Here is a 12185-nt window from a genome sequence, read left to right as displayed (position 1 = left end):
AACGCTTCGCCGTCCGCAACTCCGGCGCCGAGGCCGTGGTCGAGGGTCTGGGCGCCCACGGCTGCGAATACATGACCGGCGGTCGTGTGGTCGTCCTAGGTTCGGTCGGCTGGAACCTGGCGGCGGGCATGAGCGGCGGCGAGTTGTTCGTGCTCGACGGCGACGGCCGCGCAGCCCAGGCCCTGAACGGCGATCTGGCCGGGGTCGGCCGCATCAACACCGAAGCGGAAGCCCGACTGAAGGCCCTGATCGAGGCCCACGCCGCCGCCACTGCCTCGCCTCTGGCCCGACGCATCCTCAGCGACTGGTCGGCGTTCGCGCCGCGCTTCGTCCGCATCGCGCCCAAGACCGTCCTCGCCGCCGAGGCCGCAAACACCGGCGTCAGGCTGGCCCAACCCGCCTGACGTCATCCCTTCCGCAGCGTCTTCTCCCCGAGACCCTCATGACATCACCGACGATTTCCAAGGCCGCAGCATTCTGTTGCGGCCTTTTCGCCGTTACGCTTGCCGCGCCCGCCCTAGCCGCAGCGCCCACACCCGCCCTTCTGGCGCATCAGGTTCCGCTGGCGCTGGACGGTCCTGGCACGGCCTGGATTCTGACTTCGACGGCCCTGGTGCTGATGATGACCCTGCCGGGTCTGGCGCTCTTCTACGGCGGCATGGTCAGGAAAAAGAACCTGATCGCCACCATCGCCCATTCGACGGCCGCCATGGCTATCGTCACCGTCCTGTGGTTCGTCGCCGGCTACACCCTGTCCTTCGGCGTCAGCGACGGCCCGGCTGACGGCTTCATCGGCGGGCTTCAGGCCCTGTTCCTCAACGGCGTCGGCGTGAAGACCGCCCACGCCCTGACCCCCGGCCTGCCCGAGTTCCTGTGGATCAGCTATCAGCTGACCTTCGCCATCATCACCCCGGCCCTGATCGCGGGGGCCTTCGCCGAGCGCATCAAGTTCTCGGCCAGCGTCCTCTTCTTCACCCTGTGGCACCTTATCGTCTATGCGCCGATCTGCCATCAGGTCTGGGGCGGGGGCTGGATGGGCGAGTTGGGCGTGCTCGACTTCGCCGGCGGGGCCGTGGTCCACGTCAACGCGGGCGTGGCCGGTCTGGTCTGCGCCATCGTGCTCGGCCCGCGTCATGGCTGGGGTCGCGACAACATGGCCCCGCACAACCTGGCCTTCACCGCCATCGGCACAGGCCTGCTGTTCGTCGGCTGGATGGGCTTCAACGGCGGCTCGGCCGCAGGCGCCAATGAGATCGCCGCCGTCGCCGTCTTCAACACCCTGCTGGCCCCGGCGGCCGCCGCCGTCGGCTGGATCGCGGTGGAGTGGACGCTGAAGAAGAAGCCGACCCTGCTGGGCCTGCTGACCGGCGTGGTCGCGGGCCTGGTCGCCATCACCCCGGCCGCTGGCTTCGTCGACCCCAAGGGCGCCTTCCTGATCGGCCTCATCTCGGGCCCGATCGCCTATGTCGGCGCGGTCTGGCTGAAACACAGGCTCAAGTACGACGACAGCCTCGACGCCTTCGGCGTGCATGGCGTCGCCGGCATCGCCGGCGCCCTGCTGACCGGGGTCTTCGCCAACGCCGCCGTCAATCCTCTGGCCGAAGGCGCCACGCTGTGGAAACAGGCCGTCGGTCTGGGCGGCGCCATGGTCTGGAGCGCCTTCGGCACCTTCGTCGTGCTGATGATCTGCAAATACACGGTCGGCCTGCGTGTCGAGAAGGAAGCCGAGATCGAGGGCCTCGACTACAGCCAGCACGGCGAGGCCCTGCATTAGGCGGCGCCCTGAAGACAGGCCCAAAAAAGGGGGCGGCTCTCGCCGCCCCCCCCCCCTCGATTGACGTCGTCTGCCGACCTCAGTCGTTCCGATAGGTCACGCCGCCCTTCATGACGTATTTGACGTGCTCCAGCGTCGTCACGTCGGTCAGCGGATCGCCCGAGACGGCGATCACGTCGGCAGCGTAGCCGGGCGCCAGGCGACCGATCTCGTTTTGCAGGCGGAAGTGAGTGGCGGCGCCAACGGTGGCGGCGCGGACGGCTTCCAGCGGCGTCAGACCCGCCTGAACCAGCAGGGCGAACTCCTTGGCGTTTTCACCATGCGGCGACACGCCGGTGTCCGTGCCGAAGGCGATCTGGATGCCGGCGCGGTGCGCGCGGCGCGCCATGTCCAGCATCTGCGGACCGGCTTCCAGCGATTTTTTGCGCTGGTTCGGCGTGAAGAAGGTTTCGGGACGGGCGGCTTCGCGAGCGACAAAGTCCCCGGCCAGCAAGGTCGGCACCAGCCAGCCGTTGTTGGCCTTGAAGATGCGGATGGATTCGTCGTCCAGGAAGGTGCCGTGCTCGATCGAGTCGCCGCCGGCGCGCAGGAAGCTGTTGATGCCGTCCGTGCCGTGGGCGTGGGCGGTCACCGTGCGGCCCATGAAGTGCGCGGTCTCGACGATGGCCTGCAGCTCCTCATTGGAGAACTGCTGGTTCAGGCCCGCGCCGGTGTCGGACAGCACGCCGCCCGTGGCCGTGATCTTGATGATGTCGGCGCCCGCACGCACGCGTTCGCGCACCGAGCGGCGGCAGTCGTCAGCGCCCGAGCAGACGCCGTTCTGACGCAACACGGGCACCAGGGCGCTGTTCACGCCGTTGGCGTCGCCGTGGCCGCCGTGCGGCGTCACCGTACCGGCCGAGACCAGCAGACGCGGGCCGGGAATCTTGCCCGCCGCGATCCCGTTGCGCAGGGCCACGACGGCGTCGCTGGCGCCGCCCAAGTCGGCGACGGTGGTGAAGCCGGCGCGCAGCGTCACCAGGGCGTAGGCTGCGCCCTGAACGGCGGAGTCGGCGGCGGTGTTGGTGAAGCGAGCGACGCGGTTGCCCTCGCCCTGCTGGTTGGTGATGTGGACGTGGCTGTCGATCAGGCCCGGCAGCACGAACTTGTCCGACAGATCGACCACGTCGCCCTGGCCGACGAAGCCGTTGACGATCTCGCGCACGCGGCCGTTCTCGATCACCAGGGTCTGGTTCTGGGTCACGCGGCCGGTGGCCGGATCAGCCAGCAGGCGCCCGGCGTGAATGTAAGAGACGGTCGGAGCGGCGGCGGCCTGTTGCGCCACGGCCGGGGTTGAAGCGAGAAGAGCGGCCGCAAGGCCGACGACCCATGATTTCTTAGATGACAACTGCACTGTCCTCCTCCACGCGGCGATAGGTCGCCGCCCCATTTGAAATACTACCGGCGCGAGGCCGGGATCAGGTGCGGCGGGACGGTCGCCCCCCCGCTATGACTTCAGATCTCCTTGCGGAGCTCTAGAAGGTCTTGGTGACCGCGACCGTGTAATAGCGGCCGATGGTGTCGTAGTTCTGCGGATCGTAGGTGCCGCGAACGTCCCCCACCTGCGGCGGCGCTTCATTGAACAGGTTGGTCACGGTGAAGCGCAAGGACGTGTCGTAAGGCAGCGTCACCCGGGCGTTCAGGTCGAACACGTCATAGGCGTCCACCCCGCGCGCCGTGCTGGTCGGCGAGGTCACGCGGGCGCTGTTGATCATCTCCGACATGTGGCGCCAGCGCAGGCCGACGTTCCAGCTATCACGCGAATAGGTGACGCTGGTCGACGCCTTCCACTCGGGATGCGCCTGCCCGGCGTTGGCCTCGATCGCCGTCCCCCAGGTGCCGGCGTAGTCGTACGTCGGCGCGCCCGGCAGGGCCTGGATCTCGAAGCTGTTCAGATAGCTGATCGCCGAACTGACGCTGAGCTGCCCCTCGTCCGGCAGGCCGACATCGCCCAGGTGCAGGCGCCAGTCCAACTGCAGGTCGATCCCGGTGACGTTGAACTGGCCCAGGTTCAGCAGAGGCTGACGCGGGTTGATCATATAGCCGTCGTTGGTCCCGCGATCCTGCAAGGTGCAGTAGTAGTTGTTGGGATCGAACGTCGGGTTGTTGCCCCCGTCGTTGAAGCAGTAGCGGATGCCGTTGCCGACGCCCAGGACGCCGACCGCAGCGGCCACCTTGATCTGATACCAGTCGATCGAGGCGCTGATGTTGCTCAGCCACGGCGACTGGAAGGTCGGCTGCAGCACCGTGCCGAACGAATAGGTGTCGGCCGTTTCCTCCTGCAGGTCGGGGTTACCGCCGGTCAGGGCGAACACCTGGGCGGCGCCGAACTGGAAGTCGTTGATCAGGGCCGAAGGCACGCCCAGGGACACGCACAGCGCCTTGACCTTTTCGGCGTCGGGGCCGTTGCGGAACGAGCTGCGGTAGTCGCAAGGGTCGCCATTGGTGTTGCTGGCGGAGGGGGTGCCGATGTCGACCGTCGCCGAAGAGACGGGGGAATACAGCTCGCCCACGCTGGGCGCGCGGACGGCGCGGTTGTAGCCGCCGCGCAGGCGCACCACGTCGTTCACCTGCCAGTTCAGGTCCGCCTTATAGGCGTGGACGCCGCCGACCGAGCTGTAATCGGAAAAGCGATAGCCAAGGTCCATCTCCAGCGACTTGACGAACGGCAGGTCGCGCAGCAGCGGGACCAGGAACTCGGCGAAGACCTCGGTCGTATCCACATCGCCGGAAGAGGCCCGCAACTCGCTGTAGCCCAGGATGTCGCTGGTGCCGTCCGGCTGGTCCAGGGCGCTGTCGGGGCGGAAGTCGAAGTGGTTGTAGCGATAGCCCAGGCCGGCTGCGAAGCGCACCTCGCCTGCGGGCAGATTGAACAGGCCGCCCTGCATCGAGGCCTCGGCCATGCGCTGGGTCAGCTCATTGGTGTTGGTGGTGTTGCGGCGCACATAGTCCACGCACTCGGCCGACGGATCATGGTTGCCGAAGGGGTTGAAGCCCCCGGCGCAGAATTCCGACCCGCCGGTGGGGCTGTAGAGCAGGCGCGTGATGGCCGAGCGGCTGACGCCGCCGGTCTGCACATTCTCGAAATCAGCCTTGGACGCGCTGGCGTAGGCTTCCCAGGTCCAGTCCTTGTAGCCCACCTGGCCCGACAGCCCGCCGATGAACTGATAGACGTTGTAGGCGTAGGATTGCAGGCGCTCGCCCGCGAAATCCAGATCCTTCCACAAGGCGAAATCCGCCGTGGGGTTCGGCCGCGAGGCCAGGATGTGGGCGAAGTCGGCCCCGATGTAGGGGTTGGTCACCGGCGCCGACAGGGCATAGGCCAGGCCCGCCAGCGTCGGGTTGAAGGTGCCCTCAGATTCATAACTGGTCAGCGAACCTTGCAGGAAGAAGTCGATCTCGGGCGTGATCTGATAATCGACGCGGCTGAACAGCGAATAGCGTTCGTTCTCGTTCTGGATGCGCCCGCGGTTCCAGCCCCACAGCATGTTGGTGCCTGCGGCGTTCAGGAAGTGGTTGTCGGTCTCGGGATCCTTCAGGTTCATCACGGGTGAGGCGCCGCCCAGGTTGAACAGGGTCTGGTCGCCGGTGTTGAAGCCGATCTGGCCGTTATAGAAGTCACCCGCGCCCAGCACGGGATTGACGCCGTACTGCCCCACGAAGACGTCGTTCACGGCGCTCAGCGTCGGACGGTTGCTGCCGAACCAGGCCGCCCCCTGGGAGATGATGGCCGTGTTGGACTGGCGGTTGCGCACGAAATAGTAGTCGCGCTTGGACTGATAGGCCACGTCGCGCATGGAGTAGTCGAGCGAGATCACCGCCCGGCCGCGGCCCTCGGCGAAGGCGTCGCCGGCCGTGATCGACGTGCGGAAGGTCTCGCCGTCGCCGTAGTCGCTGACGCCGTACTGGGACGCGACCGTAACCCCGCTGAAGTTGCGCTTCAGGATGAAGTTGACCACGCCCGCAGTGGCGTCTGAACCATAGGCGGTCGAAGCGCCGCCGGTGATGACCTCGACATTGCCGATCAGGGCTTCGGGGATGATGTTCAGATCGACCGAACCGTCCGGGTTGGACGGCTGCAGACGTTTGCCGTCCAGCAGCAACAAGGTGCGCTTGGAGCCCAGGCCGCGCAGGCTGGCGTAGGCCTGGCCGCCGTTCAGAGAGGTGGAGGACGACCCGGCCGTGCTCTGCCCCATGGCGCCCGAGAACTGGGGCATCTGGGTCAGGGCCTTTTCAACCGTGACCTGCCCGGTGTTCTCGATGGCCTCGGTGGTGACGGAGACCAGCGGGCTGTTGGAAGCGTAGTCGCGGCGGGCGATGCGCGACCCCGTGACGACGATTTCACTGACTTCGACGGCGGCGCCCGGATCTTCGGACGCTTCCTGAGCCACGGCGGCGTTCGCCGCGCTCATCAGGGCGACTGACGCGCACCCTCCGGCCAACAGGACGCGATACATCGCGGGGCCACGGCCCCGAGAACCACTACAAAACATGAAATCCCCTCTATTGCTGACGTTTCACCAGCGCCCCTCAGCGCCGGCCGATCCCCTACAGGCCCCCTTTTCGCCACTTTATTTTAAGCGGAAAATTTCTCCACACGGCCCGCATTGATATTTAAAATTCGAAATCATTTTCGAATTTAGGGGCGGATTGCAAAATCTTTACCCACTTCAAGGCGGATGTGATGACGCTTTGAGGGAGAACTCAATTCCAGGGGGCGATTGAGACGCCAGGATCGGCGCGGCTCATCACGTTTCGTTCCAGTCGTCGATTCCTTGTCGACGGCGCCCAAGCGAGCGCCAGCCCAAGAGACCGGGCCATAATCGCCCAGCACGGCCGAGAGGCGCGTTTCGCCGAGCGCGCATACCTCAGACCATGCCCGACGCTGCAAGAGACCCATGATCTCCGCCCGCGCCCGCTTGATAAATGTTATATTATAACATAAAAGATAGTTCTTCACGAAAAGCGTGGTGCGGAAATCTCGCCCTGATCTCGGCCAGCCACGACTGACCGCCCTTCTTTTCCTCCCGTCGAGTTGCGGCGTCATCGCGACGCCGCAGCCGTCTTTCTCGAAAGGACCGCCCCATGACCAGCCGCGCCCAAACCTGGGGAGACGCCGCCGCCATCGGTCTGTCCGGACTCTGCATGATCCATTGCCTGGCTCTGCCCCTGATGGCGGGACTGCTCCCGGTCCTGGGGTTGTTCGCCGAAGTTCCCTGGGCGCATTGGGCCTTCGCCCTGACCGCCGCGCCCATCGCCGGCTGGACGCTGACACGCCCTGCGCCAGACGGCCGTCGCGCCTGGCCCCTGATCGGCCTTGGCGCCGTCGGCGTCGCCTTTCTTTTCCTGGCCGCCGCCGAATGGCCGACGCATGAGACAGAGACGCCGATCACCATCACCGGCGGCCTGATGCTGAGCGCCGCTCACCTGATGAATTGGCGACGCCGATCCCACGCCCATTGATAACCCGCGAGACGATTGAACGCTGTCGCACAGCCGAACAGCCGACGCACCCCACTCTCTTCGCTGGTGTCCTTCAGGCCGAAGGCTCTCCGGCGCCCGCGCGGCTTTGAGCGATTTCTCTTATCCCTTGCCGCGCCACTAATGCGTCGGGCTCCGGATCTCACTCGCAGCCAACTCAAGGTCCGCCAAAAACCGAGCGCGTTCGCTCTCCCTCGCAGCCGGGTCTGGCAGGCGCAGGAGATAGGCTGGATGAACCGTCAGCAGCACGCGCGCGCCGTCATCCGCCGTGATGATCCGGCCCCGCTCGACCTGCACGGCAGGTTTCCGGCCAAGCACCGCCAGACCCGCCGTTGCGCCCAGCGCCAGGATCAGCCGGGGCTTCACCAGACGTCGTTCATGATCCAACCACCAACGGCAGGCCTGAACCTCGCCCGCGCTTGGCGTTCTGTGCAGTCGGCGCTTGCCGCGCGGTTCGTGCTTGAAGTGCTTGACCGCATTAGTCAGGTAGATGTCACGTCGATGCAGGCCCGCCTCTTCAAACGCCGCGTCCAGAAGACGTCCAGCGGGACCAACGAAGGGCCGTCCGGCCAGATCCTCCTGATCGCCCGGCTGCTCGCCTACCACCATCAGAGCCGCACGCTTGGGGCCCTCGCCGCAGACGCCCTGGGTGGCGTCGCACCACAAAGGACAGCGGCGGCAACCCTGAACGCCCCGCGCCAGCTCATCGAGATCGCCGGGAACCAGATCGTCGGTCGGCGCGCGATCGACGGCGCGCGCGCGGACACGCTGGAAACGCTCATTGGGTTTCGGTGCGGACTGAGTCACCATGGCTTCAGTGCGAACCGACGCAGCGGCGGTCAGTTCCGGTATGAGCGCCGCCTCGGGCAGGTTCTTCCAGTAGCGCTTGGGCATTTCCGACCGCATCGCCTGAAGCCGCAGCCGTGCGGGATTGAAGGTCGAGGCGTAATAGGTGCGCCAGAATTCCTCCACGACATCCTCGGCCGGGGCCTGCGTCTGTTCGGCGGCAGGGCCGTAGGTCAAGGTCTCGCCGTGCCAATGAGCTGAGCCGTCCGGCGTCAGGATCGACCATCGCATGGCGCTGAACCGACGGACGAAGAAAGGCGCGGTCGCCTGCAACACGCGATGCGCCGGCTCGAACCAGGCGACCCAGTGTTCGCCTGCCTCATCCTCAGCCTGTCGGAAGCGGACGAAGGCCTTCATCTTGTGGGCGGCGCGGCGCACCGTCTTCACCCGATCAGCCGCCTCGGCCACATCCCGATCAGACAGGACGTTCAGCAGGTCAGGCTGATCCTTCAAGCGCCACAGCAGGCGATACATCAGATCAAAACGATCCTCGGAGCGATGCTGGATCAACTGCGCCGCCGTCTCCATGAAAGCGCGCGGGGCGTTGAATGCACCCTCGACTTGGGGAAGAGCCGCCGTCTCGTCGAACAGGTCGCCGCGCGAACGGCCCACGACGAACCGCGCCTGTGCCGGCTCGACGCCCGCCAACCGCAAACGCCGGGCCGCCTCGCGCCAGCCGTCGAAATCAAGCGGATCGACCAGGACAAGGGTCCGCATCAGAACAGGCTCAACTGTTCGGCCTTGCGTTGGGGGGCTAGGCGCGCACGCAGGTCCGCCGCATCGGTCAGGCCGCCGGGCGTCCAATCCAGCGCCGTGATCCACGGCCGCACCGCCTCGATGGAGCGCGTCAGCCGGCTCACGTCCTCCAACCGCAAGGTCCGATGCCGCCGCACAGACAGGATGCGGTCGACCGCCTTCACACCCAGTCCCGGCACCCGCAGCAGCGCCTCACGCGCTGCACGGTTCACGTCGACGGGAAAGGCCTCGCGCCGACGCAAGGCCCAGGCCAGTTTGGGATCGACGGCCAGATCCAGCATTCCATCGTCCGTCCCCTCCCCGATCTCAGGCGCGGTGAAGCCGTAAAAACGCATCAGCCAATCGGCCTGATAAAGCCGGTGTTCGCGCATCAGCGGCGGCTTGGTCTGCGGCAACAGGCTGGAGCCGTCGGGGATAGGACTGAAGGCGGAATAGTAGACCCGACGCAGGCCGTAACCGCCATACAAGGCGGCGCTGCGCGCCATGATCTCCGTGTCCGGCGCCCCGTCGGCGCCGACGATTAATTGGGTCGACTGCCCCGCTGGGGCGAAGGCGGGCGGGCGTTTTCGGTCCCTCTTTTCGGGCCGGGCCGCTTCCAGCTTCAGCCGCACCTGCCCCATGGCCTTGCGGATTGTCCGCGCGTCCTTTTCAGGCGCCAGTCGGCCCAGGGCCTCGTCGCGGGGCAGTTCGATGTTGGCGGACAAGCGATCGGCATAGAGGCCCGCCAGCTCAACCAGCCGCGCGTCCGCCTCGGGGATCAGCTTCAAATGGATGTAGCCGCGAAAGTCGTGATCTTCGCGCAGTCGCCGCGCGACCTCCACCAGTTGCTCCATGGTGTAGTCGCCGTTGCGGATCACCCCCGACGACAGGAACAAGCCCTCGATATAGTTGCGCTTGTAGAAGGCCAGGGTCAGGTCCACGACCTCCTGCACCGTGAAACGCGCCCGCTCGACGTTCGACGACACCCGGTTGATGCAATAGGCGCAGTCATAGATGCAGAAGTTGGTCAGCAGGATTTTCAGCAGGCTGACGCACCGGCCGTCCGGCGTATAGGCGTGACAGATGCCCATGCCCTCGGTCGAGCCTATGCCTCGACCGCCCAGGGAATCTCTCTTGGTCGAACCCGATGAGGCGCATGAAGCGTCATACTTCGCCGCATCCGCCAGCACCGCCAGCTTTCGTCTCAAATCAATCTGCGCCATTTGTTCATGATATGTTCCACTCATGGAATGATCCAGCTTGGCTGGAGCGATTTCTCAGAACGCCAGCGGTGCAGTCTGCCAGGTCACGCCGACGGCTGCGACCAAAGCGCCTGTTAAAGCGACACGCCGCTCCCAAAGAGCCGGCCCTTCCGGCGCCGGGCGCCGCGCCATGGCGAAGGCCGCGACGGCGATCAGCGTCAGACATAGAAGGCTGAAACCCAACCCGATCCAGCGACCGGCGACCGCCTCGGTCGAGGACCACACGTCTGCGGCGCTGGCCAGCAGGTAAAGCCCCAGAAAATGCGCGGCCCAGATCAACAGCCCCGCCGTCATGGCCAACCAACGCCTCATGCGCTAGAGCCCGGAAACAGTCGGATCAGCAACACTACGATCGCCGCCTGGGCCGCCGTATAGGTCATGAAGAGGCCGATCAGGTCTACTGTCGACGGCCGCTCGGCCGACACCCGCCTGAACACCCGTCGCAGCAGGATGTAGAGTCCCATTAACATCCCGATCCCGGCGAACGTCGCCGACCAGCCGAGCAGGGCGAAGACGGCGGCGCCCTGGCTGGTGGCGTCAGGCTTGAGCCCCGCGGACCACCAGGCTTGGAGCTCAAGCCCTATCGCCGTCGCGGCGCCGATGGCGCTGATGACCAGAAGAACCGTAGCGAGCGTCTCCGCTCCCTTCCCGGTCCGGCGCAGAACGCGCGGCGCCGCTGCGGCGCACAGCCCTCCTAAGGCCAGACCGCCCAGATGCAGCATCATCGACGCCGTCTCCGGCGGCGCCTGCCACAGATCCGGCCGCCGGCTCCACAGGAAGATGTAGGAAAAGCCGGCCAGCAGGCAGACCATGCCGCCGACGATCAGCACGATCACCATGGCCCACCAGCCGTGGCTGGCCGGACCGGAGACATAGTTGGGTACACGAACGCCCGCTCCGATGTCGGTCGTCTTGCGGGTATGCGGCGCATCCAGAAACCAGCACCAGCGCATGATGCAGTAGATCGCCAGCACGCCGCTGACCACGGCGGCGACATAGGCCTGGATGGTCAGGATCAGGAAGAAGCCTGCCGTAAAGAGGGCGCCGAACACGTGCCAGGGTGACGGACGCGGGAGGCGCAAGACATACTGCGGCTCAGCGTTCAGAGGGCTGGTGACCAGCGTCTGGCGCTCGCCTCCCGCCGCGCCGGGCAGGAACCAGCGCCCCTCCTCCACCTCCTTCGCCAAGCTCTTCTGTTCCCAAAGCGGATAGAGGCTCTTCACCACGGGGACGGAGCGCACGGAATAATAGCCGCTGGGCAGCCATTCCAGACCGGGGCCGTCGTGAATATTGCCCGCCTCGCGCGGGCCGAAGGGGCGGAAGTTGCGGATCATGTCGACGACCCACAGCAGGACCGCCAGGCCGAACAGGAAGGCCCCGACGGTGGAGATGAAGTTGGGTAGATCCCAGCCCCGCCCCGGCAGATAGGTGTAGACCCGACGCGGCATCCCCATCAGCCCCGTCAGATGCATCGGCATGAAAGCGATGTTATGCCCGGCGAACATCAGCCAGAAGATCCATCTGCCCATGCGTTCGCTCAGAGGCCGGACGCTGGACATGGGCAGCCAGTAGTAGATGGCGGCGAACATGGGAAAGACCATGCCGCCGATCAGGACGTAGTGCAGGTGGGCGACGATGAAGTAGCTGTCGTGGGCCTGCCAGTCGAAGGGCACCATGGCGACCATGACCCCGGTCAGCCCGCCCATGACGAAGATGACCAGGCCGCCCACGGCGAACAGGCCGGGCGTAGTGAAGCGCATCTTTCCGGCCGCTATGGTGGCGATCCAGGCGAAGACCTGCACGCCCGCAGGCACGCTGACCGCCATGGAGGCGGCGCTGAAGTAGTTGATGCTGATCTGCGGCATGCCGGTGGTGAACATGTGGTGCGCCCACACGCCGAAGCTGATGAAGCCGGTCGCCAGCATGGCCATGACCACCAGGGGATGGCCGACCAGCTTGGTCCGCGCCATGGCGGGGATGATGGTCGACATGGCCCCGGCCGCCGGCAGGAAGATGATGTAGACCTCCGGGTGGCCGAAGAACCAGAA

9 protein-coding genes are annotated in these 12185 nt (G+C 66.0%); 3 read left to right on the top strand and 6 right to left on the bottom strand.

Annotated elements, in window-relative coordinates; all coding sequences use genetic code 11:
- Both B3D50_RS02370 and B3D50_RS02365 read left to right on the top strand, forming a co-directional pair.
- The coding region (locus tag B3D50_RS02370) for a hypothetical protein (protein ID WP_286949246.1) at positions 1-404 on the top strand (404 nt) is incomplete at its 5' end.
- A gap of 38 nt (positions 405-442) precedes the next feature.
- A complete protein-coding gene (locus B3D50_RS02365; RefSeq protein WP_286949245.1) occupies positions 443-1774 on the top strand; it encodes an ammonium transporter in 1332 nt (443 codons plus the stop codon).
- 79 nt (positions 1775-1853) lie between these two features.
- On the opposite strand, the gene B3D50_RS02360 is transcribed toward B3D50_RS02365, so the two are convergent.
- Together B3D50_RS02360 and B3D50_RS02355 are read right to left on the bottom strand one after the other, a co-directional pair.
- Positions 1854-3098, bottom strand: a complete 1245-nt coding sequence (locus B3D50_RS02360) for a metal-dependent hydrolase family protein (protein ID WP_003164536.1) — start codon at positions 3096-3098, stop codon at positions 1854-1856.
- Between the two features lie 190 nt (positions 3099-3288).
- Positions 3289-6225: a TonB-dependent receptor domain-containing protein gene (locus B3D50_RS02355; protein ID WP_286949244.1), complete on the bottom strand. Its 2937-nt coding sequence runs from the start codon at positions 6223-6225 to the stop codon at positions 3289-3291.
- 673 nt (positions 6226-6898) lie between these two features.
- On the opposite strand from B3D50_RS02355, the gene B3D50_RS02350 reads away from it, so the two are divergent.
- Positions 6899-7276 carry a MerC domain-containing protein gene (locus B3D50_RS02350; RefSeq protein ID WP_286949243.1) on the top strand — a complete coding sequence of 126 codons (378 nt, stop codon included), beginning with the start codon at positions 6899-6901 and terminating at the stop codon, positions 7274-7276.
- Positions 7277-7414: 138 nt separating this feature from the next.
- Here B3D50_RS02350 and B3D50_RS02345 read toward each other — a convergent pair whose 3' ends face one another.
- The 4 genes from B3D50_RS02345 to B3D50_RS02330 form a co-directional block, all read right to left on the bottom strand.
- A complete protein-coding gene (locus tag B3D50_RS02345) occupies positions 7415-8857 on the bottom strand; it encodes a UdgX family uracil-DNA binding protein (protein WP_286949242.1) in 1443 nt (480 codons plus the stop codon).
- Complete coding sequence (locus tag B3D50_RS02340) at positions 8857-10098, bottom strand: putative DNA modification/repair radical SAM protein (RefSeq protein ID WP_286949241.1); 1242 nt, start codon at positions 10096-10098, stop codon at positions 8857-8859. The genes B3D50_RS02345 and B3D50_RS02340 overlap by 1 nt, the downstream gene beginning before the upstream one ends.
- Before the next feature lie 54 nt (positions 10099-10152).
- Positions 10153-10449 (bottom strand): hypothetical protein, encoded by a 297-nt coding sequence (locus B3D50_RS02335; protein WP_003164275.1) that lies wholly within the window; start codon positions 10447-10449, stop codon positions 10153-10155.
- Positions 10446-12185, bottom strand: a 1740-nt coding sequence (locus B3D50_RS02330) for a cbb3-type cytochrome c oxidase subunit I (RefSeq protein WP_286949239.1), incomplete at its 5' end; no start/stop codon positions are given. The genes B3D50_RS02330 and B3D50_RS02335, both read right to left, overlap by 4 nt.

It is taken from the genome of Brevundimonas sp. UBA7507, from assembly GCF_002478355.1.
In the GTDB taxonomy this organism is placed as follows: domain Bacteria; phylum Pseudomonadota; class Alphaproteobacteria; order Caulobacterales; family Caulobacteraceae; genus Brevundimonas; species Brevundimonas diminuta_D.
This window is presented reverse-complemented; position numbering and strand designations above follow the sequence as displayed.

Excerpts from the sequence above, each read along its gene's own strand:
- B3D50_RS02365 (WP_286949245.1), top strand. The coding sequence starts at position 443 with ATGACATCACCGACGATTTCCAAGGCCGCAGCATTCTGTTGCGGCCTT.
- B3D50_RS02355 (WP_286949244.1), bottom strand. The coding sequence starts at position 6,225 with ATGAGCGCGGCGAACGCCGCCGTGGCTCAGGAAGCGTCCGAAGATCCG.
- B3D50_RS02350 (WP_286949243.1), top strand. The coding sequence starts at position 6,899 with ATGACCAGCCGCGCCCAAACCTGGGGAGACGCCGCCGCCATCGGTCTG.
- B3D50_RS02345 (WP_286949242.1), bottom strand. The coding sequence starts at position 8,857 with ATGCGGACCCTTGTCCTGGTCGATCCGCTTGATTTCGACGGCTGGCGC.
- B3D50_RS02340 (WP_286949241.1), bottom strand. The coding sequence starts at position 10,098 with ATGGCGCAGATTGATTTGAGACGAAAGCTGGCGGTGCTGGCGGATGCG.
- B3D50_RS02335 (WP_003164275.1), bottom strand. The coding sequence starts at position 10,449 with ATGAGGCGTTGGTTGGCCATGACGGCGGGGCTGTTGATCTGGGCCGCG.